Below are 26,375 nucleotides of genomic sequence, written 5' to 3'. Positions count from 1 at the left end.
ATTGCGCCATGATCCATTTCACTGTGATCCATCTTGCTGTGATCCATCTGACTATGATCCATCTTGCTGTGATCCATTTGACTATGATCCATCGCACTGTGGTCCATCTTACTGTGACCCATTTGACTATGATCCATCGCACTATGGTCCATCTTACTGTGACCCATTTGACTATGATCCATCGCACTATGGTCCATCTTGCTGTGGTCCATTCCACTATGATCCATCGCGCTGTGGTCCATCTTACTGTGATCTATTGGTTTATTCGAACCTTTACGTTGCTTAGTACTCATCATTCGCTCCTCCTCAATCTTTTACAAAACAGAAACGGGCCTCTATTTTTATCCATACTTGTTAAATAAGAAGGATCAAAACCGAAGCCCATAAATCGAAACATGCTAGTCTTTTAGACTATGTACTAGCTACACTACCCAACTACTGAATATTTCGTATCTTCCAAAACAGCCATAAAGGCTGTCTTATCAACAACTGACTGACTATTCACAGTAACTTTTTTACTCTCTTGATCTACGGAAACCGATTCTACTCCCTCTATGGATTCAAATCTTGTTTTAACCGTGTTAACACATCCTTGGCACTTCATACCTTCCACAAATACTTCTTGTTGCATAACTTGTTCCCTCTTCTCTCTATTATTTGTTTCTCTACTCTAACCTATCAGAAATACATAACATTTGGAATTATTCTATTCTAAAACCGAATATTTTGTGTTTACTAATGCAGAATCAAGGACTGCAGGATCGATAACGGAACGGGTATCCAAGGTGACTTTCTTACTTGGCAAATCCACTGAAGCCGATTCTACTCCCTTTACGGACTCGAACTTCTCTATTACTGTATTGGCACATCCTTCGCATTTCATACCTTCTACGAATACTTCTTGTTGCATAAAAAACTCCTCTTTTCTGTATTTTTTTATTTAAGTTCTTCCTCTCCATTTTGGAGGGGAAGGTTTAAACCGTGATTCAAATCCTATTGAAAACTAAAATGGAGTTGGGAACAACAGTGACAGTTCTCAGAATCATTGATTTCCCTTAAAAGGTAGGGAGTATCGGACAGAGCTTCTAGAAATCCATCTTTTCCCATTCTCTTTTTTCCCTGAACCAGAGCAACTCTCTTGCTGCTATCAATGGACACACTCTCCACTACAGGGATAACCTTCATTTTTTCTGCTATCAAGTTTAAGCAGTCTAAACAAAATAGCCCTCCTATGGTTAGCTGCATTTTCACATTAACATCCCCATTTTTACTTCATGACAGAAGGTTTGAACCGTTTTAAACGCAATGCGTTCAATAAAACAGAAGTAGAACTAAAGGTCATTGCCGCTGCTGCAATAACAGGGCTGAGCAAGGGGCCGCCAAAGGCATAGACTACACCCATTGCGAAAGGAATTCCTAAGATATTGTAGGCAAATGCCCAGAACAGGTTTTCCTTAATGTTTCGGATGGTGGATTTGCTTAATTCAACAGCGGTCGGTACATCCATCAAGTCGCTCCGCATCAGGACGATATCCGCTGATTCCATCGCCACATCCGTACCAGAACCGATGGCAATTCCGACGTCGGCTTGGGCAAGCGCTGGAGCATCATTGATTCCGTCGCCAACCATCCCAACTTTTTTACCTTCAGCCTGCAGCTTCTTCACTTCGTTAGCTTTGTCTTCGGGCAAGACTTCACTCAATACCCTATCTATACCCACTTGCTTGGCTATCGCCTCTGCGGTCCGTTTGTTGTCTCCAGTGATCATGGCCACTTCCACGCCCATTCTGTGCAGCTTCTCAATGGCCTTTATGCTGCTCTCCTTCACGGTATCAGCAACCGCAATGATTCCGAGGATTTCATTGTCTCTGGCAATGTACATGGGGGTTTTTCCTTGACTGGCCAAGTCATCGGACATCGTTGCCATCTTGCCCAGTTGGACATGTCGCTCGTCCATCAGTTTGCGGTTCCCCAAAGAAAGGGTAGCTCCGTCAATCATTACCTCGATTCCGTGACCCGGGATTGCCTCAAAAGCTTCGGTTTTCTTGAAGGGCAGTCCCTTTTCTTCTGCGTCTCGGACAATGGCTTCCCCAAGGGGGTGTTCGGAACCTTTCTCTCCGGAAGCTGCCAGAATCAACAGCTCCTCTTTTGAGATACCTTCTGCAGTAACGATATCTGTTACTTTCGGTTTTCCTTCTGTGATCGTTCCCGTTTTGTCGAACACAATGGTTTTCAGTTTATGGGTGGTTTCCAATGCTGTCCCACTCTTGATTAACACGCCATGTTCGGCGCCTTTTCCTGTCCCAATCATGATGGCTGTAGGGGTAGCCAACCCGAGTGCACACGGGCACGCAATCACCAATACCGAAATGGCTATGGTTAAAGCAAACACCCCTGTCTGACCGGCAAAGTACCAGGAAACGGCGGAAAGGATAGCAATCGCAATGACGATGGGCACAAAGTAACCGGAAATGATATCTGCCATCTTGGCAATCGGCGCTTTGGAACCTTGCGCATCTTCTACTAGCTTAATAATCTGGGACAGTGCGGTATCTTTCCCAACTTTTGTGGCGCGATAGTGAATCGTCCCGTTCTTGTTGATGCTGGCACCGATAATCGTGTCTCCCACCGATTTTTCCACGGGGATACTCTCGCCTGTCAGCATGGATTCGTCTACCGACGTCAACCCTTCCGTCACGACGCCGTCCACTGGCATTTTCCCGCCTGGTCGCACCACGACAATGTCACCTACTACTACTTCATCAATGGAAATCTCTGTTTCTTTTCCGCCTCGTACTACCAAGGCGGTTTTGGGTGCCAAGCCCATCAGCTTCTTGATGGCTTCAGAAGTTTTTCCTTTGGTCAGGGTTTCGAGGTACTTACCTAGAACAATCAGGGCTAGGATAACGGCTGCCGTCTCGTAATACAATTCGTTAGCAAAAGCTGTTTCTCCCAAGAAAATCATCACGGTTGCAAACACGCCATAAAGGAAGGCGGCACTCGTCCCCAGCGCAATCAGGGAATCCATGTTGGGGTGCCCTTTGAATAATGCCTTGAATCCAGTCTTATAAATCTTTGTATTGACCAAGACAACCGGAATCGTCAGCACGAGTTGAACAATCGCGAAAGCCTCCGGGTTCATCATCGGGTCTATGAAGGCGGGTAGAGGCGCATTGACCAAATGGCCCATCGCAATATAGAGCAAGGGAGTGGTAAAGATAGCAGAAATCACAAATCTCTTCCAAAGGCTCTTGATTTCCCTCTGCTTCTTTTCTTGGTTCAGGTCTACGGTGTCCGCAGTTGCTACCTCTTCATGAGCTTCATACCCAGAATCTGCAACGGCCTTTGTGATGTCCGAAAGGTTCAACATACTCGGATCGTACTCCACAACCATCTTCTCAGTGGCCAAATTGACAGAGGCAAGATTGATTCCCGTCAGTTTCTGGGTCGCCTTTTCGACTGTCTGGGCGCAAGAGGCACAGGTCATGCCCTCAATATTGAAGGTCTTTTTTACTGTATTGGATAGGGCAGTATACCCTACCGCTGAGACTGCTTTTTGGATATCCGCTTCTGATACGGCCCCCTCATCAAACTGGATGTTCATCTTCTCGGTGGCAAGATTCACATTTGCAACCTTCACCCCTGGCAATTTCTGAGCTGCCTTCTCTACTGTCTGGGCACAAGACGCACAAGTCATCCCCTCTATTGCGAACGTTTTATTCTCCATCGTTGTTTTCTCTCCTTATTCTTCCATGGTGGTTTACATTGCATTGACATTGTCCTGGTACGCATCGACAGCTTACCTCTTCCACAGCAGTAGCCTTTTTCTTTTCCAATATTTCTTCCAAATAGCGGATATCGTCGAAACTTAATTCATGAGCCTTTACCATGCCGCCAATGACATGACCTACATCCTTGTTGCAAATGCGGCTGAAGATATCACTTGTGTAGTCACGAACCGTATCGTCCTCTTCCATGGCAGCCGTGTAGATAAATCGTTTCCCATCTCGTTCAGTATCTAAGGCCCCTTTCTCTACCAAACGGCCTAGCAAAGTCTTGATCGTGGGTGCCTTCCAGTTCATCTTATCTTCTAGGATCGAAATAACCTCTTTGCTTGTCACTTGACCATTCGCCCACACTACTCGCATGACTTCCCATTCAGCTTCTGTGATATGGGGGCTTAAAATTTCCATAGCCATTTTTCATCCTCCTTGTTTACAACTGTAAATGTTTCTCTATTACTAATTTACACTTGTAATCGGTATTTGTCAACACTTTTTTACCGGATTATAAAAAATATCAGGAAAATCAAAAAATACTTCGAAAATGGCTCTATCTGTATCTCTGATCAAAAAATTAAAGGAGTAAACCTGAATGGCTCACTCCCCATCCCAACGAATCATCCTGGAAGCCGGATGTCACGAGGATTGCTAGATTAGATGTAAAGGATAGGAAAGATAGGAGAGTAATCCGGTTCTACCTGGTTTATGTCCCCTTAAGAAAAGGAGTTTGAATCTTCCTGTTTCGTTTATCAAAAAAAGAAACGAGCTAGAACAACGACTCCAGTGATAATCGCTGTCCAGTTTATGCCTTTCTTTCGTGAGAATAGGCCAATCACCCCAAGACCGAGTGCGGCTCCTCCCAGCCATACAGGTTGCCAGGAGAAACCCATAACGCCTTAAATAACACCAATCCATCCCAACCATCTTCCTGCAGGATCACTCAATCCATTTTTTATTTTAATTTTTTCCCCTCTTATGGTATGTATCTTTGTTTGTAGCTTCTCTCTTTAAACATGCAGGTTAAGGCTATTCATCTACTCCTTTTTGAGCAATTTCAGAGAAATATTCTACTAGACGAACTAAGTTTGAGGCAAAGCCATACTCACTGTCATACCAAGCCACGGTTTTCACCAATTGATTGCCGTCGTGTTCCATTATCTCTGTCTGTGTGGCATCAAAGATAGAGCCTGCAGAGGTTCCGACCACATCAGAAGAAACAATCGGATCTTCTATATATTCAAAAGAAGCGTTTGAGGCTTCCAACATCGCGTTGTTAACTTGTTCCACAGTAACCTTTTTATCTAGGTTCGTATAAAACTCCACGAGAGCACCACCTAGCAGGGGAACCCTAACCGCTGTTCCATCAATCCTGCCATTCAGTTCTGGAATGACTTTTCCAACAGCTCTCGCTGCACCGGTTGTTGTGGGAACCGCATTCATAGCTCCCGCGCGGCCTCTTCTGAAATCATTGTTTGGACCATCATGGAGCTTTTGGGAAGGAGTATAGGCTTTAATCGTTGACATCATTCCGGTGACAATACCAAAATTATCATGCAACGCCTTAGCAAGGGGGGCTAAGCAATTTGTGGTGCATGAAGCAGCGGAGATAATTTTATCATCTCCAGCCACAATGTCTTCATTGACTCCAAAAACAATCGTTTTTGTGCTGCTGTCGTTTGCCGGTGCTGTAATAATCACTTTATCCGCACCTGCATCAAGGTGGGCTTGAGCTTTTTCTGTCGATGTATAAATACCGGTAGATTCAATGACAATATCCACATCTAAGTCAGACCATGGAAGATTTTTTGCATCTTTCTCATGGAACACTTTGATAGAATAGTTGTTTATGGTAAGAATATCATCTTTGACTTCCACTGTATAAGGCGCTCGTCCATATGCTGTGTCATACTTATATAAATACGCTAAATTGTCTATCTCTGCCAAATCGTTAATGGCCACTACCTCTAAACTTGATTGCGAGTCTATCAGTCTTCTTAAGGCTGTTCTTCCAACACGACCAAATCCGTTAATTGCTATTTTCGTAGTCATTGTACATTCCTCCATTTTTTATGGTAATTGTTAAAAAGTGATTATTTTTTCCTCGGTTACAGCATGGTTATCAATAAGAAGTTTTCTTACCTGCAAGAAGAGTTGTTTTTATCATGTAGGTGTTTTAAATCGTATTTTATCTTTTTCCCATCCTCATTGTGAAGCCATCAAATGGGGCGGCCCTGTTCGTGTGGCCACTTTGACCTCCTTTCTGTTTACAAAGGTAAACGATTGTATATTAACAGTCTACACTTGTGGACAATTCCTGTCAAATGATTCTTCACAATATTTAAAAAGCCGTTGAACAGAATTTATGACATACTCCCTCACTATAAGAAAACGATTTAATTCGGTTCCTATACGGGACAGAAAGATCAAATGAAACATTCTAGTGGTCTGTCTGGGAGGATTCAAGAAAACTGGGCATGTCGCAATCAGTAACCCGGAGGTAGATAACACTTTATGAAGCGTCCATAAAAAACAAGGCAACTGCCCATTTGTTGTTCCATAGTGAGTGACCAAAGATTTCAATTTACAAACATTGCTGTGCGTATTTAAAAGAGCCGGTATGACACAAAACCTATCTCGCATTGCTTTGTGAGTGAAGCGGTTGTGCTTCGCTCGTGAAACATGAGGGAATGCTAAGCGGAAAGGCAGCAAGCTTCGATACGCAAAAAACTGCCCCCACATGATGAGAGCAGTCTGTCTAACTGTTTAAATATTTTACTGTCATATTGACGGATAGCTTACCAGTCCAAGTCGCTCTTCCGCTCATACTACCTTTAAACCTATTCAGCTGAAAGTTCTGAATCTGTTACCCATTTATGATTCTTAACCGTCTCGCCACCAGTGGTAGGTTGGTAGTCAATCATGTATACCGTCGTTTCTTCTGCGGCTTCGATAACAGCAATCGCCCCTTCCATCCCTGCCATATGGTTCGCTTCAACCGTCACTTCGGCTCCTGGTTCTAATACTTCCTCGCCGACATTGCTAATCTCCTCTTGGATCACCCACTTATGGTTCTCTTCGCGCGGTCCGCCATCGGTAGGATCGTAAGATATTTCATAAGCAATCGTATCAAAGGCACCTATAATTTTAGCTTCTGCTCCTTCCATGCCTTCCATGTGCCCTTCCGTAATTGTTACGGTGTCGCCTACTTGATAGGTTGGATTATTCGCTTCTTGCAGACCTGCTGGAATGTCGCCAGAATCATCATGAGCCATGCCGCTCATGTCTTCCATGCTGCTCATGGAAGAGCCATCCTCAACAATAGAACTATCAGAAATGTCATTCGAACCTTGGTTCTCACTTCCCGTTGAACAAGCTGACAAGAATGTAACGGCAGCAAGGCTCATCGCACCTAAAAGCATAGTCTTTTTTTTCATCTAAACATCATCCCCTCATACACTTTTTGTTTACGTTTGTAGATAAACATGAATCTATTCTACAAGAACTAATAAATAAAAATCAATAAATACGCTTCTCACCTTCTGTATTCATGATAGCGGTGCTGACTCATTTAGGGATTTCCTTGGAATCTTTTTCTTGACAGGGCGTAGAATAAAGACAGATTGCAAATGTAAACCATTATAGACTATGAGGAGGAAACTATTTTGAAGCACAATCACAATAAAGATGAGCATGTGCACCATGATCATAAGGGACATGTCGACCATCAAAACCATAATAGTAACCGACACGTCGGCCATGCTTACCATGAAGAGCAGGTAGAGGAGGGCGTGCATGAACACCACAATCACGGAAACTATAAGGAACTCTTCTTAAAGTCCTTGCCATTGGGAATCATTGTCCTGTTGTTATCCCCCATGTTCGGTCTCGAACTTCCGTTCCAGTTTACTTTCCCTTATTCGAATATTAGTCGCGATAGATTCAGCCGATGTAATCTTGACGCAATCTGACCCAGGCGACATTGAATCCTTCATCGAATTAGCACATAAAACAATTCGTAAAATGAAATAAAATCTCATTTGGGGAGCTAGGTATAACTTTTTTGCAATGCCGATCGCAGCTGGTATATTGGCTCCTATTGGTACCACCACAACTCCGGCAATCGCGGCGTCGATGTCAACAGTCGTAGTTGCAATCAATGCTATGTTCCTGAGATTAGATTCTAAGTAAACGAACAATTCGTATCAAAAAAACGGTAGAGAAATTCACTCTCTACCGTTTTTTTCCTTTTTAGTGCTAGCCATGGAAATAAGTAGGCTATTATAGCTACCCCGATGCGAGCTGCACTAACTTTTTATCCATAACAAAAAAATAAATATTGCTAGAAGGAATCCAAACCGTTGAATCAAATCCCCACTCTTTTATTTGATACGCAACAATCAAGGAAATAAGCTTGTTCAGAGCTTGTTTCTTCCATGCACGTAGATAGAAGGACAGCTATTTTGCTGCCCTTCTATCTTTTTATTTAGAGTAGCCCGATTTCTTTGAATGATAACCACTTTGTTGCGGATACGATAAAATGGTCCAGGAGTTCTATTCCTAGGACTTCCCCCGCTTCCATCATCCGTTGAGTGAAAACAAGGTCTGCTTCGGATGGGGTGAGGTCTGAACTGGGGTGGTTATGATAGAGAATGATACGCGCCCCATTGTTTAGAATGGCACTTCTGAAAATTTCTCTCGGGTGGGCGACACTCGCATTTAAGCTGCCGGTGAAAACCCGGTGAATGGCATTGATTTGGTTTTTTGTATTGAGAATCAGGATAAGAACGACTTCCTGCGCTTCGTCACCGATTTCATTCATTCCTAAGCGTCCCGCTCTTTCTGTTGACGTTATACCTTCGGCATAGGCAACAGGCCTTTCCATCACAACTTGCTTGACTCTGACAATTTCCGTAATTGTTTCTTGTTCGGTTAACAGATTTAATTGTTCTAACATGTTACATCCCTCTTCCTCGATTTAGTCCTTCATATATAGACACGTAAAATTTCTCGAAAAGCTTTTTTATTATCCAAAACGGTCATTCAACTTTTAGTCGTTGTCACAAAAATTTCACAAATTCGTATGCTTCCAATCCTTTTATGTCGCTTTGCATGTCATCTATTGTTTGGGCCTCATAATATAACGTATGCGGAAAGCGTCTATCGATATACGTCACCTTGTATATGTTCGGAATCAAGTCATCGCCCTCTTCGTTGTATACATGTATAAAATCATTCACTGCTACTACTGCTTTTTGTTTATTCATTTTTCTCGCTCCTTTTTTGTTTTGAGTCGCATACGCGTGAGCTATAAGCTGAATTTTTTCCGTTTTGTTGGCTAGCCAGTCATCATGAGGAACAAAAGGGAATCAAGAAAAAAGAGCCCCTTGCTGCTTCAGCAGGTAGGGACTCTTTAGACAAAAAGTTTATTTAGACTGACGTGAAATACCATGAAATAAAAGGAGAAAAAAAGTTTTTGCGGTTCTTGATTTTCTTTTCTGTTCTCGGATAAATCCGTGTGGGACCGAAGGGAAGGGCTCCCGCATGGAGATTGCCGCTAAGAACATCCTGAAATGATAAAGCCCTGATCCGGCCCTTTCGGATCGTCCAGGGCGCTTGGCGACACAAAACGAAAAAATGACTTTAATATAGGAGCTCTTATCAAGAGCCTTCCATGCCTTATAATTTCAATTCTTTATTACCTGGACTTTTTTTTCATCTTTTCCTTAAGACCTCGATTTATAAAAAGTCCTTTTATCATTATAATCTTGGCATCTTTAAGGCATACTAGCTTTACAAAGGGGAACATAAGTTCTAAAATAAGGATACAAGAAAGACAGATGAGCGAAGGTCAGAAGAAAGGTGAGATTATCATGACATACTTAAATAACCAGTACCATGATCGTGGCATGAAAAAGTGGGCGGGGTTTTTCTTATCTGAACACACAGCTGCACAGGAAAAAATTCAAAAAGGATTGGCTCACATCAATTCTCCAAAACCCCAAATGTCCGAACAAGAGATTGGCGAGGTCCTTCAGATTGCCAGAATTAAAAATAAGTCTGTCGCTATTCAAATTGAAGCAATTGATAATGAAGGGAACTATTATGATGATGTCATTGGTAAATTAAAGGGAGCCGACTCACTGGGGATTTATGTGGGGAATGAAAAAGTGCACTATGATGAGATTAGAAATGTCGAACCGGTAGATCATGTTAAATGGAGCCAATGATAAAAACTAAATGGTGCCTTATCTTTAATCATACTAAAAGTATACTGCTACGCTATAATAGGGTGTGGTAATAATTATGTATGAAAAAAGGAGAACCTTCAATGTTAAAAAAAGCAATAGCAGAATTAATTGGTACATTCACCCTCGTTCTAATCGGAACAGGTTCTGTCGTCCTAGGTGATGGAAAATCAGGGTTATTAGGAATTGGAATCGCCTTTGGCATGGCCGTAGTAGCGATGGCATACAGTGTGGGAACGATTTCCGGTGCTCACATGAACCCAGCGGTCAGCTTAGCCATGTATATAAACAAGCGTATCAGTTTGCAAGTGCTGTTTATGTATGTGGCAGTTCAGTTAACCGGTGCTTTAGCTGGTTCAATGGTGCTGCGTTTCTTTCTCTCTCAATCTGGCGGTGATACGGCAAACCTCGGGGCTACGGTATTGGCTGCAGGGGTGACCATTCTTGGCGGGTTTATGATTGAACTTGTTTTGACCTTTATCTTTGTCTTGGTTATTCTGGTAACGACTGGAAAAAAAGGCGATTCACATTTAGCAGGACTCATTATCGGTTTGACCTTAGTTGCTCTTATCGTAATGGGTGGAACAACAACGGGTGTATCGTTAAATCCGGCCCGCAGCTTCGGTCCAGCTGTCCTCATGGGAGGAGCCGCCTTATCCCAGCTTTGGTTGTAAATACTATCGACGCTTTTGGGAGGAGCACTGGCTGCTTTGGTGGCCAGGTATGTCCTAGATACTGAAGCCGGTTCCCCAGAAGTGGAGCAGGAGAAAGCGGAACGCATAGCTTAAATGAAAAAATAATTTGCAGCTTCCTCAACGGGATTCTATAAAGTGAGGTGTAAGACCTCCTTTATAGGGTCTTTTTTTCTGGTCTTAAACTTGTATAAGCGAAAAATGAAAGTGTATACTTGACCATGTACCAAGGTACGTGGTTTATAATAATAAAGAGGTGGTTCGCATGAGTTATCGGATTAGTCGCTTCGCTGAAAAATGTGCTGTCAATAAAGAAACGATTCGGTATTACGAACGAAAAAAACTACTGCAAGAGCCGGTCCGGACAACAGGTGGCTATCGGACTTACTCCGAAGAGGATGTAAAGCGGGTCAAGTTCATCAAACGCGCGCAGGAACTGGGCTTTTCGTTAAGTGAAATTTATAAGCTGCTTGGCGTGGTCGACAAAGATCAGACCCGGTGTGAGGACATGTTTGACTTCGTATCCCAAAAAGAAAGAGAAGTTCAGAAACAGATTAAGGATTTGAAGAAAATGGAAAGCATGCTGAAGGATTTGCGAGAAAGGTGCCCTAATGAAAGAGATTTGCATGCATGCCCCATCATTGAGGTATTGAATGGAGAATAGGCCGATACGTTGGCCATAATAGGAGGAACAGGATGGATAAATATAGATTGCCGATCCAGGGAATGACTTGTGCGGGTTGCGAAGAACATGTAGAGGAGGCACTTCAAAGTATTGGGGCTACTAATATCCAGGCCGATTATCGCCGCAGCGAAGCAACTTTTGAGTTTGCAGGCGACCTAGAGGCAGAGGGAACGTTAATCGCCCTGAAAGGTACCAACTACAAACCTGGGAAAATAGAGAAACTATCGGAGCATAGGCGGCTGATAGCAGAGGACAAACGGGATTACGATTTCCTTATCATCGGTTCTGGCAGTGCTGCTTTTTCAGCGGCCATTAAGGCGGTTGAACATGGGGCTAAGGTGGGCATGATTGAGCGGGGGACCGTGGGCGGAACCTGTGTGAATACCGGTTGCGTCCCCTCCAAAACGTTGTTGAGGGCCGGAGAAATCAACCGGATGGCTCACACGAATCCCTTTATCGGGCTCCAAACCACTACCGGAGAAGTCGCGTTGGCTCCTCTCATGGAGCAAAAAAATGAGCTGGTCCGCACGCTGCGGAACCAAAAGTATATCAATCTGATTCAGGAGTATGGCTTTGATTTGATTCAGGGAGAAGCAAGGTTTGTGGACGGAAGCACCGTGGCAGTGAACGGGGAGACCTTTTCCGCCCGGCGCTTTCTGATTGCAACGGGAGCCTCGCCCCTCCTGCCTGCCATCCCAGGGTTGGAAGAAGTCGACTACTTGACCAGCACCTCCCTCCTGGAGCTGGAGGAGGTGCCGAAGCGGCTGACCGTGATCGGATCTGGTTATATTGGCAGGGAGCTGGGACAATTGTTCCATAACTTGGGAACGGAAGTCACCCTGATCCAGAGGAGCGAACGTCTCCTGAAAGAATATGACCAGGAGATATCGGAAGCGATGGAGAAGTCGCTGACCAAGCAGGGCATTCATTTCATCCCAGGCGTGACGTATGAGCGGGTGGAGCAAGACGGGGATGTAATAAAGGTCCACCTCATTGTAGACGGCGAGAAAAGAATCATTGAGTCCGAGCAGTTGCTGGTGAGTGCCGGCAGGAACCCCAATACCGAAAGCTTGAACTTAGGCGCCGCAGGAGTCCTGGTTGGCCCCCGTCACGAAGTCAAAATCAATGAATTTGCGCAGACCAGCAATGAGAGGATTTATGCGGCGGGAGACGTCACCTTGGGACCCCAATTCGTCTATGTGGCCTCCTATGAAGGAGGAATCGCCGCTGATAATGCCCTTGGTGGATTACAGAGAAGGATCGATCTAACAGCGGTTCCCGGAGTCACATTCACCAATCCGGCGTTTGCGACAGTTGGTTTGACCGAGAAGCAAGCAGATGAAAAAGGGTACGAAGTAATGTCCTCGGTCCTACCTCTAGAGGCTGTCCCGCGGGCCCTCGCCAACCATGAAACAACCGGAGTAATCAAACTGGTGGCGGACAGAAACAACCGGAAGATTCTCGGTGTCCATGTGGTGGCGGAACAGGCAGGAGAAGTCATTTATGCGGCAACCTTAGCCGTGAAATTCGGATTGACCGTAGACGACTTGAAAGAAACCCTCGCCCCCTACCTGACCATGGCAGAAGGCCTCAAGCTCGCAGCCTTAGCGTTTGATAAGGATATAGCCAAACTGTCCTGCTGTGCAGGGTAATCAAGGGGAAGCTTACTGAACCACCAAAAAATTAGAAATTACGCTTAATTGTACAGAGAAGAGCCACCAATCATCGATTGGTGGCTCTAGCTTTTCATGAACTACTATCTTGACCTACAATGTATTTCCTCTTTCTAGTGTTACCTCTATTTCTTTCTTTACCATCTCTAGCAAGTTAAATTCTGCTCGGTTAGCAAGCTCGAATCGCCACAATTCGAGACTCTCCCAATCTCCATAGGTATCTTCATCACCGTGGTAAATGGTTAGGACGGCGTCATTCCTCTCTACCTCTACTTGGAGGATAGTCGGAGTGTATACCTCCTTAAAAAGAAGCGCACAATCTGTTAAAGAAAAGACGTCTATCCCTTGGTAGTAATTCTCTTTCTCTACTCCGTTCAAAAAGTTTTGAATGGCCATCGTAGCCATGTAACGCTTTTCGGGATCAATTTTGTCTTCCAGAAAGAGAAGGAGGTGCCCCATCTCTTCCCGATTCACCTTCACTTTTTCCATTCAAAACTCCTTTCCAATGAAGCTTCTTCTTTTCTACGTGTATTTCGCTATTTCTCAATTCAAGATTGGCTTTTCGACAAAAAGATAACGCTTTCTATAGGAAAAGGCGAAAAAAACACCATTGGACTGATTATACTACCTTCTAAAGGATTGGTCGTAAAAAACAAAATAATGCCGTCTACCCGCATTATTGCTTGTCGATTTTTCATGAATTCAAAAAAATACTGCTATGTGAAGTTGGAAGCATCATTTCTATTTCGGAAGGTTGGCTTGCCAAAAAAAGCATGAAAAAATACGAGCCCAAGAGATTTTTCTCAGGCTCGTATCGGCTTCATTAAGAATTCCGATTTGCTGGGGATTTATATAAAGAAACAAAAAGTTCACTATGATGAGATACGAAACATCCAATTTTACACTTAAAAACTGGTTTTATAGCTTGAATAGCGTTCCATTCAAGCGAATACCAGGAGGGTTTATTTCGGATTGGGAAAATCAAAGGCTAGTTTATTATTAACCAACTTCAATTTGGCGTTGAAAGGGGTGCCTTTTTTACTCTTAAATCCTTTTATGAGGCTGGTTTCTTGTTTGAACAACAAATCCTTTATATTCTTCTTCGTGAGGGTCTTCCCACTCCATTTTTTAGGCAGTGTAAAGGTACACCCCTCACGGTAACCCATGCAACCATAGAATTTCCCTTTATCTAGCACATTCTTCTGGCATTGCGGACACACACCTATGACTGTGTCTGTCTCGCTTTTTTCAACATATACCTTTACGCCACTGTTTTCAAATGTCTCAGGGACTTTTTGAATTAAGTGGTGAATAAAGTTTGTAATACTATTCAAGAACGCTTCTTGCGTGCCTTCATGGTTGCGTATTTTTTTAAGGTACTTTTCCCATTTGGCGGTCATAGCGGCATTGGCTATCTCATCGTTTTGAATGACTTCACAAAGCGTTTCGCCTTTGGGCGTAACCAGAATGTCATTTTTCTGAAGCGTGATATAGTCTTGCTTTTTTAAGGTTTCAATCACACTTGCACGTGTCGCTTCCGTCCCAATACCTTCTGTTTCTTTTAAGATGACTTTATTCTCTTCATCTTCGGCGTCGCGCCCCACATTTTTCATAGCTGTAATCAGTGTTCCTTCTGTGTAGTACTTAGGTGGCTGGGTCTTTCCTTCCTGGGCGTAAAAGTGACTCACCACCGAGTCACCTTCTCTTACAGTAGGTAGTGTTTGATTTTCTTCTTTCGTCTTTTTCATTTTTTTCTCGGTTTTGTAAAACTTCCGCCATCCCATCACTTTTTCTACTTTACCTGTCGTCTTGAACAAAACGGCATTGACGGTGGTTTCAATGATTGTTTCATTATATACATAAGGTTTTTCAAATATACTCAACGTACGATACAGGATCAATTCATATATATTTCGTTCTTTTTGAGATAAAGCTTGGAAGTTTGGCAACGTTCGCGTCGGAATAATGGCATAATGTTCTTGGACGTTTGCGCCATTGACATAGCGCTTGTTTTCTTTTAGCTGCGGTTCGTCAATGGTTTCGTTTACCAGATTCAAATAGCTTGGAAGAGCGTTTTTTAAATAGTCAAACTCCGGACTACCAATATAATTCGTATCGGTACGGGGGTAAGAGACCATCTTTTTCTCGTACAGACCTTGCACGATTTTTAGAGTTTCAGAAGCGCCATAATGAAACCGTTTATTCGCTGTTGCTTGTAAATCTGAAAGACTAAAAAGTTTTGGTGCATACTGCTTCTTTTCTTCCGTTTTGACTGATTTAATCTGTCCAGGAGCCGAATCACTTAGCGTATGCTTCTCTTTAAAGGTTTCTAAATCGGCTACACTGTCAAAACGCTCCGCATATTTTCCTTGATAGACCCCTTTTTCGTGACTAAATCTGCCATATAATTCATAAAAAGGTTTGCTGACGAAGGCCGCAATTTCTTTATTCCGCTGGTAAATCAGATACAACGTCGGTGTTTGGACGCGTCCAATGCTAAAAACACCTTTCATCCCGTTTTTTTGCATATAGAGCGTGTAAAGGCGGGAAAGGTTCATGCCCACTAGCCAATCAGCGATTTGCCTGGTTTCGGCTTCTTTATAGCTGGAATAGAAGGCTTCTCCATCACGTAAGTTTCGGAATCCCTTTTTTATTTCTTCTTTTTCCAATGAATTAATCCAGAGGCGTTTGAGTGGCTTATGGTCGTTTCCTGAAAGATTAATGATTAAACGTGCAATCGCTTCGCCCTCTCGATCGCCATCAGTGGCGATAATAATCGTTTCTGCTTCATCTAAATGCTTTTTAACGATGGTGTATTGCTTTTTCTTTCCGTCACTGACTTTAAACTGGTATTCCGTTGGTAAGAGAGGTAGTGTCTGCAGACTCCATTTTTTCCATTCTTTCGTGTAATCTTCTGGAGAAAAAAGAGAAACGAGATGACCAAATCCATACGTGATGACGGCATTCGCAAATTCTTTGTCCGATACCACAAAGTGGCCGTCTTTACGCTCGGAATGGTCAAAAGCGTCTGCATAAGCGGACGCCTGACTGGGTTTTTCGGCTAAAATAACGGTTTTACTCATTCGCTCACTTCTTTCTTTGTTTTCTTGACAATATATCAAGTTTGATATATTGTTTAATTATACAGAACGTGATCGGAGTTTCTATGAAAAAATACGAAATAGAAATTTATGAAGATAAAAAAGGGAAAAGTCAAATCATGGATTGGATCAAAGAATTAGATAGTAATCCAACAAAAGAAAACAAGTCAACTTTAAAAAAGCTCTACTACCAAATGGAACGCCTTGAATATGATGGCACATTTGTAGGAGAACCGCTAGTAAAACAAATTGACGGGAAACTGTGGGAACTACGCCCCATCCCTAATCGGGTCTTTTTCGCAACGCTAGAAGATAATCAGTTGCTTTTATTGCACCAATTTAGAAAAAAAACACAAAAGACGCCCAAAAATGAAATCGAACAAGCGAAACGTGAACTAGCTGATTGGCTAGAACGTAAGAAAGGATAATTAATATGAAATGGACCGATGTAAAGAAAGATATTAGCAGCATTTCGCAAGAAGATAAAAATCTAATTGAATTGACCGCTCTATTAGCTAGCTTGCGTAAAGAAAAAAAAATGACGCAAAAAGAATTAGCTGAAAAGGTGCATGTTTCCCAGGCTCAAATCGCTCGAGTAGAAAATTTTTCTTATACTCCCTCGTTAAAAACCATTACCAAAATTGCAGACGGTTTGAACTTAGAACTGACATTCAGAGACAAAACGACCAAAGAATTGGTGAAAAATTAAATGATGCATTACAGTCTCTCGTTCTAAAATTAAAAGCAGCACTCTCAACACTCTTATTGGGGGGTTGAGAGTGTTGCTTTTAATACCTCTTGAGTAAATAAAAAAGTTCCTAAAACGAAAAATAATCATTTAAGCGACTCAAAACATTTATCTTCTCCGAATCGCAGCATTCGCCAACATCTTAGCACCTGAAATTGTGCTTCTTCCACTCCCAGTCGTGAACCACATGGATTTTGCTACACTCGGACCTTTGATAATGACAAACCCCATCCCAATTAATCCGGCTAGCTTCACCCAATTGAATTCATCTGACATGAGAATCTGCGTAAACAATAACATTGACACGATTTCCAGTAATAAGGTCACAATCTGACTCAAAAATTCTCGCCACCAAATCCCCATATAGTTGTATTCATCATTGATAATGGTTACTGCCGCAAAAACGCTCGTAAGTTCCAAGATCAAGAGTTCCGCATGGACAATGCAGACCTTCACTAAAAACACACCTATGACTACCATAATAAGAATACTAGCTACTAATGTACTAAAGGTAGTATTGAATATCTGTACGAAATTATCACTGGCTTGAAGACTTTCTAAATCCTCAATGGTTAAACCACCTACAGAATTAAACATATAGTCACCTATTGGCTGGACGAATTGATTCATAATGAAGAATAATAAGGCTGGCAAGACGATAACCATGGAGGATGATTTCAATACATTTATAATAATCGACCAAATATCAGCCTCAGCAGATCCTTCCGCTTCACTTAGTTGATAGATTAGAATCTTTACTAGAACCATTACTACTAATAGAATGCCACCAAAAAATACAAATACACCATATAGGTTTGTCGCAAAGCCATTAAGACCATCATATCCAAATATAAACTCTGATAAGATGTTAAAGAGTGTTGTGGTACCATCTTGGACCCACTCCTGGAACATTTCTAATATTCTATTCCCCATCTATGACACCCCTAATCGTCAACGCTAAGGATTTTCCAATTGCCACCTTCTTGAGTCATAGTGATTGATACAGATGAGGAATTAATGCCAAACTCTTTGCTTTCTACAAAAAATTCAACTTGCTCATCTTCAGAATTGATTTCATAATCATTGATCTTGTATTCAACCCACCTAACTTCACTTTCTAACTTACTTAAGAAGTCTAATTCATTAGGGAATGGGTCGAGATGAGTATTTTCAAAAGGAATCTGTTCCACCAATTCTGGAATTTCTTCTTTGAAGTTATCACTAAAGTATTGTGAAATGTCGCCTTCCAAAAAGGCTGTGACGCTTTCTGTCGTATAATCTGCTACGACTTCATCATCTTCATAGCTAGTAAAGAAGGCAGTGAGTTGATCTCTGCTCTCATTCAATGCTGTTTCAGGTTCAAAGCCGCCGCAGGCAGTCAGTAATAAGGTAATCCCTGTTAAAACACTGATTCCTAGTCTCTTCATAGCCAACCATCCCTTCTATTCCGCGAAAAATTCGAGTAACTCTTGCTCCTCTTGCGCTGCTGCTTGTTCTTGTTTCAGGCGTTTCTCTGTTTTGATTGCTTCCCGTTTTTCTTCCTCCACTACAACCGCGGCTTTCCGTTGGTCGGCATACGCTTTCTTTTTCAATTCAAAGTTCAATAGCTGCTCCTCGGTCGGCTTCGAGCGGTAGTGGGTTTGGTTCAACAATTCCTCCGGTTGCGGAAAAATCTTGAACTGGATTGCTTTTTTTACCTTTAAGGGGGGCTTGTTCAAGAATAGGAGTAGCCCCGTGTCATCGGGCAGCTGCTTCACTTCACTCACAGTCATGAGATCCCGGCTCGTATAACTTTCATTGGCACTGACACTGTTCGACGTATTTTCCTTGCCGTGTTGGGTGCTCTCCCCTTCGGTTTCCACCCGGACCGTTGCTTTGCCCAGTTCCTTGACGATATATTCGGCGGTCGTGTTGTTAGACGCGTTGAGGCAATACTTGACAGCACAGTTCCCTAGGATACTTTCTGCTTTTTCTTTGCCGTATTTGTCTTGGAGTTGCGAAATGGTTTGAATAATGGTCGAAACGCCAATCCCATACCCCCGGCAGGTGGCCAGAAACTCTTCATAGCCCTCAATCTTTCCCAGGTTCACAAACTCGTCCAGAATGAAGGTAATCGGTTGTGGCACCTTGGCGTGGTTTTCCTTCCCCAGGGCATACAGCTGCCCAAACAGCTGCGTGAAGAACAAGGCAGTTAAGCCTTCAAACTCATTGTCCATCACCGGCAAGATGAGATAGAGAATCAGCTTCTTTTTGCCAATGTCTTGGAGATTGAAATCCGAAAATCGGGTAAACTGGTTTACTTCCTCGTCCACATAATTCCCCAGTGTCGTGAGGAGCGACATGATAATGCTGCCTTGCATTTCCCCGCGCGCATGCTTGTATCCCAGTTCGTAGGCACGCCGCGCCGGGTGCTTGAAGTCCAGTACCGCGAAGAGATCGTCCAATCCTTTGTCCCCTGCTTCCCCCTCGGAAGGGTTGTAGGCCTGCAAAAGATCCAGAATGCCGCCGATATTCCGTTCATCAGGCGGTAATTCATGGACCGCATAGAGAACCAATGCGGTTAACAAGCGAATCTGGGAGTAGTACCAGACATCTTTTTTCCCGTCCTTGTTGTTCCCGTCCACGATTTTCGTGGCGACCGTGGTCGCTTCCCCGTCCTTGGACACATAATCAAGCGGGTTATAGCGATCACTGGCCACCATGTTGGCGAAGTTCAGGACGCGAACATCATACCCTTGGCGCATCTTCACAGCGGCTGTGTATTCATAGACCTCGCCTTTGGGGTCAGTGACGACCATGCTGTTTTCTGTTTCATTAAAGATATTGGTGATCACATAACTTTGCGTTTTATAGGAACCCGGTCCGCCCAACACCAAGACATTCCGGTTGGGCTTGGATTCGGTCGGCTGGACGACAAATTTATTCTTGTAAATGCCTAATATCGTGCCACTCATAGGAGCCCTCCTCTCTCAATCTTTCAATGATTCCGAAAATGCACTCAAAATCTCGGCCTGACTCTTGGCCACAAAGTTCTGCCCGTCAAAGATTTCCTTCGGCCGTGCCCAACGGGCGGAACCATGGTATTGGTTCTGCTCGTCCACTTCCCACCCCTCTTTCTTCCCACGATAAAAGCGGATCTGCACGTAAATCCCGTAAAGAAGGATCACCACACTTCCCATCAGGAAAAGCGGATTGCGGTCCGCAATCAGTTGCTGCGCGGTTTGAATGGGGTGAAACGCCGTTTCCTGCACGACGCGCCCTAAGTCATCCGTCGTGAAATCAAACTTCAAAGCGGAAAAGGTGACCAACAGCTGCGTCAGGATCAGGAGACAAAGTAAAGATATTAAGACGGTGACGGCATACCACACGAGCCGCTTTCCTATTTTTTTCATACATACCTTCCTTTCCAGCTACTCCCTATCAAAGGGCGCGATACCACCCAGGGAGTCAATGCGGTTGATTCGGTAAGAAGCCCCTTCCTCTTCCAGGGTGGTTTGATAGACCTGCGTGTAGGTTGAATCCACACCCTCACCCACCTGGAGGGAAACCGTCGCAATGACCAAAAATTGGTTCTTGTTGGTCCCATTTGTGTAGACTTCTAAATCATGCAAGGTGTTTTGAACGGGAATAGCGGGATCAATCGTCGCCACCATTCCTTTTAACGCTGCCAGCACCTCGTCCGTCACTTTTCCCTCTACTTCCTCAAAGCGAGAGAGGTAGGTTTTCTCGTTATAAGGCAGAAAGCGTTGAAAGACGCCTGCCACAAAAAGGGCTTTCCCGCTGACAGTTGTTTGTGCCGCTTCTTCTCCAACAGGAGGGAGTCCCTCTTCTTGTACTGCTTCATGGGTCACGTCTTGTGTTTCCGCAACAGCTTTTTTGAGCGCTTGGTTTTCAAGGGTAGTATAAACGAGCGAGCCGCCCATCAGGAGGAAAAGGATTCCCAACAAGACGCCTAACCAGATCCGGTTCAAATTCATAACGATTCGACGCCTCCTTCCTGGTTCAGATACGGGGTTGGATCAACCCGGTTGCCATCGAGCCAGATTTCAAAATGCAGGTGAACGCCGGTTGATTTCCCGGTCGTCCCCATTTGGCCCAGTATATCGCCCGTTTCCACCCGGTCCCCCACGGAAACGTCCAACCGGGACAAATGCGCGTACAACGTTTGAACGCCTTCCCCGTGGTCAATCTTGACATAATTGCCGTAAGAAAAATCAAAGCGTGCTTCGACAATAGTGCCGGCTTTCGTGGCATAAATGGGTGGCGTTCCTCCATTTCTCGGGGCAAAATCAATGCCGTTATGGTGCCGGATTTCCCCGGTTACCGGATCGATCCGCATCCCATAGGCAGAGGTGATCACCAGATCCGCGACCGGATAGGCAACCATCCCCGCATCAACCGCAGACGTCAGGAAGCTAAAAACCAGATCGGCATAATAGAAATTACCACCATTTTTATAGAGGTATTCGCCTCGGTCTTTCGCCAAAGGGTGGGGGTACGGATACGTTTCCCCCTTGGTATTTCCCAAACTTGGCGCGACAACCGTTCTGGAATAGGCTTCTGCCAGCGGCAGGGTATGCTTCCCGCCGTTCTCAGCGACGTGATCCATGTAGGCAGCGCCAAAGTTATAGCTCTGAAGGACGGTTTGGATATCCACGTCCTTTTCGTTCATCTCGTTAACCAGGGACGAAAAGTAGGCCACGCCCACTTCAATGGAATACAAGGGATCGGCAATGGTATTGGGTGGCAACCCTTGGCTCTCGCTGGCCTGCATGATATCGCCGCCGACCCCACCGCTTTCGACCGTAATCAGGGCTAAAATAAGATCGGTATATCCCTCTAATTCGTATGCCTCCAGTTCGGCTTCCACCACCTCCCGGTATGTCCAAACCGTGGCCGGAATCCGGTTGGATAAGCCTGTTGGCACACTAGGAAGGGAGAAGAAGGAGAAGACAATGCTAATAAACAGCAACAGCCCTAAAACAAGCCAGATAATAGTCCTCCAAAACTTGGCTTTCACGCGGTAAACAGCTAGCTGGGCCATGGCGCCTCACCTCTATCCATCCCGATCGCCCACCTTCTTTTCTTGCTTCAATTGGGTCAGCAACGCTTCTTTTCGATTGGTGAGTTCGGTAATCGTGTGCTCTTGGACTTTTTTCTTTTCTTCTTTCTGCTTATCATCGTCTTTTACTTCCGAAAGGGCCTGTTCAGCCTGCGCTAAGTCGGCTTCGGTTTGGCGAATCGCTAGTTCTAATTTCAAGGTAGTAATCGAAAACTTCTCCAGTACCTTCTCCACGCCAGGCAGGTGATTATTCGCCAAAAATGCTTCCCCCATCCGTGTGGCGGTTGCTTCGCTTTCTAAAAACGGCAAAGCGTTCAAGAGGGCCTCCGTGTTGTAGGCTACAATGTGTTTTTCTAACTGCAACAATGCCTGTAAGTCAGCTGCTTCTTCTGGCAGGGTCAAATCGATAACACGGCTTTGTTCGCCGTTGGCATAAAGTGTCTGAATGACAGGTTCCAAGTAGGCAGGGTCCAGATCCAGCGCTTCTTGGTAGAGACCGTTTTGGAAGTACAGGTCGGCCAGAAAAGCTGCTTCTTTTCCGGCTTCTTGATAGAGCTGCACCGCCTGCGAAAAGTCTCCCTTTAATAAATGGTTCTGTGCCTGAATTTCGTTTTCTTGTTGCACGAGGTGGGACTCAATAGCGGCCACAACTTCATTTCGCTCCTGATCAGCCAGGTATTTCGTCACGCCGACCGCGGTCAGGACAAGAACGGCACTCGTCAACATGCCATAAATCGTTTTCTTCTTGAATCCCGTCGTGAAATTGGTCCGGTTTTGAATATAGGCATAGACGACAAAGTTATAGGCATCGTCAATAATTTCGGTCAACTCCAACGGTGTCTGCGCTTCAGCAATGGATTGAATCAAGGCATTGCCTTTGCGACTGACACTCACCGTGTCGGTCAAACAAATCTCGTAACTGACACTTGTCAAAATGGACAGGATCAAGGCTTTATAGCGTTGGACCGTCACCCACTTCCCTTCCCGGGGCATAACCGCATTGGCGCGGTAGGTGTAGCGAACGGTTTGCATCGGGTAGTAAAAGACGGTAGACGGGTGAATACTCACATAGTCGTTCGTTTTTTCTAGGATATTGTCACGCATAACTTGTTGGCAAATCGCTAATTTGACGGCATATTCCTCTTTCTGCAAAGCCCGCATCGGCTTCAAATGTTCCGTCAGTTGATACGTCAAGGTGACATGCGTGTCGTCTTCTTGAACGCCCATCAAATCTAGAAACAGAGGTTGGGATTGTTGAACCTCTGCCAACTCGCTGCTTTTATGATAAGAAAATTGGTCCTTCGAGAGTTCTAAAACCAGTTGATCCGCCTCAAGTTGGCTGCTGCCAAACTCAAAGTTGGAAATTTGAAACGCCTTCTTTTTCAGCACCTCTCATCCCTCCTTTACTCGTATGAGAAGTTGTGGACTTCCGCCAGCTCACTTGGGGTCATGCGGATCCGTTCTTCATAGGCTGGAATTTCGTGTGGGTCCGTTTGGTAACGTTCGGCGTACTGATCGGAATCGATTAAACGTAACTCTTCTTCTGTTAAGGCGACTTTCATGAAGGCACGTTGGGAGCCATGGATCATGAGCGCTTCCCCTTGTTTCCGGCGTGCCAGCAACTTCTTTTCCTTCTCGGAGAAGTTCATCCGCAATTTTTCGGTGATATCTTCCACCCCTTTATCATCGAGGCCAAAGAACACTTTCGTGTAGCTGTTGCCAATAATGGCTTCCCCGACGTTGCGACCGTCGGTCATGGTCCCGTCCAACACATCTTGGATCTGCTGGGTACCGGCAATCGCCCCGGCGTTATACTTCCGGAAACGCTTAAAGGCTTGGTAAAAAAATTGCGCAGCATCCGGGTTCAGGGTCAGAAAATGGAACTCGTCCACGAATAGTTTGATATTTTCGTGCCGGTTCTTGGTGATTTCATCCCACAAAAAGCTGAACGTATTCAAATAGGCAGCGGCTTGGACGTCCGCTTCGCTTTGCAAGGCCTTTAAATCAAAGGAAACCAAATCTGCCGTGATATCGATATTGGTATGCCCATTGAACAAGGTCGTCGAACCGTGGACGTAGCTTTCCAGGATATAGTAAAAATCGCGGACAATACGAAAGCGGTCCGCATCTTCCTGTTTCAAGCGCTCCAGTTGCTGGTAAACGTCCGCTAAAACGGGATAATCCGTTGACGTCAGTTCGTGGGTACTAGGAGCGTCAAACAGCCCAGCCGCTTCATACGTGCGCCTTAACACGGTATCAATGACGGCCTTTTCCACTTGCGTGAGATCCGGTTTCAACACTTGGAAGAAGCCTTTCACGCGCTGGATTTTATCTTTTAAGAGCAATTCCATCGTGACGGGAATATCGTCGTCCATATCGGCAATGTCTTCCGAAAAAATCTCCAACGGATTGATTTTCGTTTGCGCATTGGACGACAAATGGACGACCGTGCCGCCGAGCAGGGAGACAATCGCTGAATATTCATTTTCAGGGTCGACGATAAAGACTTTCACGCCTTTCGCCACATACCGCAGGATCTTTTGGATCATGTAGGTTGTTTTACCGACCCCACTGGTTCCAATGACCACCATATTTTGGTTAAGGGAATGCTTTTTGTCGAGATAATCAATGGCCACCAGGCTATTGGTATCGCGGTTAATGCCTTCTACGTCACTCCGTGGCGAAAGGTTTAAGATTTCGGCGTCATCAAAGGAAAACATGCTGGACGCGATTTCGGTATTCGATTCTTTGTAGGTATAATCTTTGAGTAAATTTTCGGCAATCGGCATGGCGGACCAGAAGGTCTGGAACATGCCTTTAATCGGGGTAATGGCTTTCATCTGCAACTTGATCAGGGTCTTTTGGATACTGTCCGTCAAATCGTCAAGAAGTGCGAGCGTGTGGGCTTGGAGATAGAGGTAGGTGTACTGGTAGATATATCCGGAATGATTTTCCAGGTATTTATCCAATTGACGGTTGGCGGTATCGATTTGCTGTTTGAGTTTCTTCTGTTTGAGAGGGTCATAGGTTTTAAGTAATTCGGCTTCCTTGTTTTTGATTGTGTCATTGTAGTGAGTAATCATCTTGGACGAGGAACTGCCTTCCAGAAACTGGACAATGGTGATATTTCCCTTTTTACGCTTCAATTCGGATAACCAGTTGCCATATTGTACTTTCGGGTAATCGACAATCGCAATGACGCGAATGAAGTTATCGCCACTTTCGATATGATCGGAAAATTCCTCGAATGCGAACGGGTAAACATCATCTAAACTGTTGCGGTCCAGGAAGTCGTCCAGATTACTCAAGTCTTCGGTCGAAACGGGGCGTTCCACTTTTGTTTCTTGTTTCTTCTTAAAGAATCGCATATCGGCACCTCCTTCAATGCTGAGAAAAATTGAAGAGGTGCTTCAAAATCCCTCGGATATCATGGGCGTTGAGTCGTGTCACTTCCATATCGTAACTTTCCAGACTGCTTTCCAGTTCGCGGATAAAATGTTGGCTCTTTTCCGTCAAATGGGCCGCGGCTAATTCCAGGCTGGTCTTGGTTTTGTCGGTCAGCTTTTCTCGTAAAACAATCACGTGGACTTTTGTGCTCATTTCGTTCGTAGACTGCAACGTTTGATAATAGTCCACATAACTGGCAATCAAGGTAATCTTGGCCACGTTAGTCGGTTCTTCTTCCAGGACGTGTAAGTAGCGCTTTTTCCAGAATAGAACGTAGTCGTCAAACGCGACCGGAATCGTCATGTCCAGATACTGGTGCACGTCCGCCTCTTCCAACGTACTCATTAGAAAGGCGTTGAACTCGTTGAAGACATCCTCTTGTTCGCTGGCATTGAGTAAATCAAGGTTGATTCCCGTCCCTTTGAGGAGACAAACCAGATAACCGGTCTTCGTAACTAGAAAATCATAGTATTGTGCCTGGATCAAACTCATCTCATGCAACGTTTCTTTCCCGATTTCCAGTTGTTGCGGCTCATAATCGAATAACGGGTTTAAGTTCGGCTTCGGTTTCGCCTTATTTTTCTTAAAGACCATCATCGTCCATCACCTGCTTTTTGGACCGGACGGATATAAAACAACTTCTGCCGATTCTGGTATTGTTTCTTAAAACTCAGATAGCGGTGCAGGGTAATGTTGCTCCGGTATTTGACTGGACGGGAGACTTTAATGGCAATCGCCCCGACATTAATCAAGAAAAAGAGGAACAATTTGATCCCCATAAAAATAAGCGTATACGGCGGTATGGCCAGTAATAAGAGCGAGAGAATAAAACTTGGTACTAAGCTCACCAAATCCTTCAGGTTTAAGCCAAAAAAAGCACCATAGGACGCGTTCACGTTGTCAGCGAAGATAAATTCTTTGCCTTTTTTTGCCACGTTCT

The 26,375-nt window shown here is 44.4% G+C and carries 25 protein-coding genes and 3 pseudogenes; 7 read left to right on the top strand and 21 right to left on the bottom strand.

The genetic code is table 11. The features are described 5' to 3' along the window. The 7 genes and pseudogenes from PVE40_RS04935 to PVE40_RS04905 all read right to left on the bottom strand — a co-directional run. Positions 1 to 293 (bottom strand): annotated as a pseudogene (locus tag PVE40_RS04935) (copper-translocating P-type ATPase); the annotation flags it as partial. A 134-nt stretch (positions 294 to 427) separates the two neighbouring features. Further along, a complete protein-coding gene (locus PVE40_RS04930) occupies positions 428 to 631 on the bottom strand; it encodes a heavy-metal-associated domain-containing protein (protein ID WP_274730777.1) in 204 nt (67 codons plus the stop codon). A 75-nt stretch (positions 632 to 706) separates the two neighbouring features. Then, positions 707 to 910 (bottom strand): heavy-metal-associated domain-containing protein, encoded by a 204-nt coding sequence (locus tag PVE40_RS04925; protein ID WP_274730776.1) that lies wholly within the window; start codon positions 908 to 910, stop codon positions 707 to 709. A 357-nt stretch (positions 911 to 1,267) separates the two neighbouring features. Then, positions 1,268 to 3,727 carry a heavy metal translocating P-type ATPase gene (locus tag PVE40_RS04920; protein WP_274730775.1) on the bottom strand — a complete coding sequence of 820 codons (2,460 nt, stop codon included), beginning with the start codon at positions 3,725 to 3,727 and terminating at the stop codon, positions 1,268 to 1,270. Next, the gene (locus PVE40_RS04915) at positions 3,717 to 4,199 is read right to left on the bottom strand and encodes a CopY/TcrY family copper transport repressor (RefSeq protein WP_274730774.1); all 483 of its coding nucleotides are present in this window, start codon (positions 4,197 to 4,199) and stop codon (positions 3,717 to 3,719) included. The genes PVE40_RS04920 and PVE40_RS04915 overlap by 11 nt, the downstream gene beginning before the upstream one ends. A 609-nt stretch (positions 4,200 to 4,808) precedes the next feature. Continuing rightward, the gene (gene gap, locus PVE40_RS04910) at positions 4,809 to 5,831 is read right to left on the bottom strand and encodes a type I glyceraldehyde-3-phosphate dehydrogenase (RefSeq protein WP_274730773.1); all 1,023 of its coding nucleotides are present in this window, start codon (positions 5,829 to 5,831) and stop codon (positions 4,809 to 4,811) included. Between the two features lie 788 nt (positions 5,832 to 6,619). After that, entirely contained in the window at positions 6,620 to 7,216 is a 597-nt protein-coding gene (locus PVE40_RS04905) for a YdhK family protein (RefSeq protein WP_274730772.1), read from the bottom strand. Positions 7,217 to 7,709: 493 nt separating this feature from the next. On the opposite strand from PVE40_RS04905, the pseudogene PVE40_RS04900 reads away from it, so the two are divergent. Next, positions 7,710 to 7,970: pseudogene (locus PVE40_RS04900) on the top strand (heavy metal translocating P-type ATPase); the annotation flags it as partial. Between the two features lie 295 nt (positions 7,971 to 8,265). Here PVE40_RS04900 and PVE40_RS04895 read toward each other — a convergent pair. Both PVE40_RS04895 and PVE40_RS04890 read right to left on the bottom strand, forming a co-directional pair. Further along, entirely contained in the window at positions 8,266 to 8,736 is a 471-nt protein-coding gene (locus PVE40_RS04895; protein ID WP_274730771.1) for a JAB domain-containing protein, read from the bottom strand. A gap of 103 nt (positions 8,737 to 8,839) precedes the next feature. Further along, positions 8,840 to 9,046, bottom strand: a complete 207-nt coding sequence (locus tag PVE40_RS04890; RefSeq protein WP_274730770.1) for a hypothetical protein — start codon at positions 9,044 to 9,046, stop codon at positions 8,840 to 8,842. Between the two features lie 606 nt (positions 9,047 to 9,652). Here PVE40_RS04890 and PVE40_RS04885 point away from each other — a divergent pair. The 4 genes and pseudogenes from PVE40_RS04885 (at position 9,653) to merA (ending at position 13,056) form a co-directional block, all read left to right on the top strand. Then, a complete protein-coding gene (locus tag PVE40_RS04885; protein ID WP_274730769.1) occupies positions 9,653 to 10,009 on the top strand; it encodes a hypothetical protein in 357 nt (118 codons plus the stop codon). A 101-nt stretch (positions 10,010 to 10,110) separates the two neighbouring features. Further along, positions 10,111 to 10,815: pseudogene (locus tag PVE40_RS04880) on the top strand (MIP/aquaporin family protein). Between the two features lie 169 nt (positions 10,816 to 10,984). Further along, positions 10,985 to 11,383, top strand: a complete 399-nt coding sequence (gene merR / locus PVE40_RS04875) for an Hg(II)-responsive transcriptional regulator (protein ID WP_274730768.1) — start codon at positions 10,985 to 10,987, stop codon at positions 11,381 to 11,383. A gap of 32 nt (positions 11,384 to 11,415) precedes the next feature. Next, positions 11,416 to 13,056, top strand: coding sequence for a mercury(II) reductase (gene merA, locus PVE40_RS04870; RefSeq protein WP_274730767.1), 1,641 nt, complete (start codon positions 11,416 to 11,418; stop codon positions 13,054 to 13,056). Between the two features lie 114 nt (positions 13,057 to 13,170). Here merA and PVE40_RS04865 read toward each other — a convergent pair whose 3' ends face one another. Together PVE40_RS04865 and PVE40_RS04860 are read right to left on the bottom strand one after the other, a co-directional pair. After that, entirely contained in the window at positions 13,171 to 13,566 is a 396-nt protein-coding gene (locus PVE40_RS04865) for a hypothetical protein (protein ID WP_274730766.1), read from the bottom strand. Between the two features lie 473 nt (positions 13,567 to 14,039). Further along, on the bottom strand, positions 14,040 to 16,160 hold the full coding sequence (locus PVE40_RS04860) for a type IA DNA topoisomerase (protein ID WP_274730765.1): 2,121 nt from the start codon (positions 16,158 to 16,160) through the stop codon (positions 14,040 to 14,042). An 83-nt stretch (positions 16,161 to 16,243) separates the two neighbouring features. On the opposite strand from PVE40_RS04860, the gene PVE40_RS04855 reads away from it, so the two are divergent. Then, a complete protein-coding gene (locus tag PVE40_RS04855; protein WP_076767568.1) occupies positions 16,244 to 16,606 on the top strand; it encodes a type II toxin-antitoxin system RelE/ParE family toxin in 363 nt (120 codons plus the stop codon). Between the two features lie 5 nt (positions 16,607 to 16,611). Continuing rightward, a complete protein-coding gene (locus PVE40_RS04850) occupies positions 16,612 to 16,887 on the top strand; it encodes a helix-turn-helix transcriptional regulator (protein ID WP_071873862.1) in 276 nt (91 codons plus the stop codon). Positions 16,888 to 17,034: 147 nt separating this feature from the next. Here PVE40_RS04850 and PVE40_RS04845 read toward each other — a convergent pair whose 3' ends face one another. From PVE40_RS04845 to PVE40_RS04800, 10 genes are read right to left on the bottom strand one after another with little or no spacing between them, the layout of a single operon-like run. Beyond that, on the bottom strand, positions 17,035 to 17,859 hold the full coding sequence (locus tag PVE40_RS04845; protein ID WP_274730764.1) for a conjugal transfer protein TrbL family protein: 825 nt from the start codon (positions 17,857 to 17,859) through the stop codon (positions 17,035 to 17,037). 11 nt (positions 17,860 to 17,870) lie between these two features. Further along, on the bottom strand, positions 17,871 to 18,353 hold the full coding sequence (locus PVE40_RS04840; protein WP_274730763.1) for a hypothetical protein: 483 nt from the start codon (positions 18,351 to 18,353) through the stop codon (positions 17,871 to 17,873). 15 nt (positions 18,354 to 18,368) lie between these two features. After that, positions 18,369 to 19,880 (bottom strand): VirD4-like conjugal transfer protein, CD1115 family, encoded by a 1,512-nt coding sequence (locus tag PVE40_RS04835; protein WP_274730762.1) that lies wholly within the window; start codon positions 19,878 to 19,880, stop codon positions 18,369 to 18,371. 15 nt (positions 19,881 to 19,895) lie between these two features. Further along, positions 19,896 to 20,318, bottom strand: coding sequence for a hypothetical protein (locus tag PVE40_RS04830; RefSeq protein WP_274730761.1), 423 nt, complete (start codon positions 20,316 to 20,318; stop codon positions 19,896 to 19,898). An 18-nt stretch (positions 20,319 to 20,336) separates the two neighbouring features. Then, the gene (locus tag PVE40_RS04825; protein WP_274730760.1) at positions 20,337 to 20,903 is read right to left on the bottom strand and encodes a hypothetical protein; all 567 of its coding nucleotides are present in this window, start codon (positions 20,901 to 20,903) and stop codon (positions 20,337 to 20,339) included. After that, positions 20,900 to 21,970 (bottom strand): lysozyme family protein, encoded by a 1,071-nt coding sequence (locus tag PVE40_RS04820; protein WP_274730759.1) that lies wholly within the window; start codon positions 21,968 to 21,970, stop codon positions 20,900 to 20,902. The genes PVE40_RS04825 and PVE40_RS04820 overlap by 4 nt, the downstream gene beginning before the upstream one ends. 12 nt (positions 21,971 to 21,982) lie before the next feature. Beyond that, entirely contained in the window at positions 21,983 to 23,377 is a 1,395-nt protein-coding gene (locus PVE40_RS04815) for a hypothetical protein (RefSeq protein ID WP_274730758.1), read from the bottom strand. Between the two features lie 14 nt (positions 23,378 to 23,391). Further along, on the bottom strand, positions 23,392 to 25,356 hold the full coding sequence (locus PVE40_RS04810) for a VirB4 family type IV secretion system protein (RefSeq protein ID WP_274730757.1): 1,965 nt from the start codon (positions 25,354 to 25,356) through the stop codon (positions 23,392 to 23,394). Between the two features lie 13 nt (positions 25,357 to 25,369). Further along, positions 25,370 to 26,032, bottom strand: coding sequence for a TrsD/TraD family conjugative transfer protein (trsD, locus tag PVE40_RS04805; protein WP_274730756.1), 663 nt, complete (start codon positions 26,030 to 26,032; stop codon positions 25,370 to 25,372). Beyond that, positions 26,029 to 26,370 carry a conjugal transfer protein gene (locus PVE40_RS04800; protein ID WP_274730755.1) on the bottom strand — a complete coding sequence of 114 codons (342 nt, stop codon included), beginning with the start codon at positions 26,368 to 26,370 and terminating at the stop codon, positions 26,029 to 26,031. The genes trsD and PVE40_RS04800 overlap by 4 nt, the downstream gene beginning before the upstream one ends. Positions 26,371 to 26,375 lie beyond the last annotated feature (5 nt).

It is taken from the genome of Jeotgalibaca caeni (assembly GCF_028863945.1).
Lineage (GTDB): Bacteria > Bacillota > Bacilli > Lactobacillales > Aerococcaceae > Jeotgalibaca > Jeotgalibaca caeni.
This window is presented reverse-complemented; position numbering and strand designations above follow the sequence as displayed.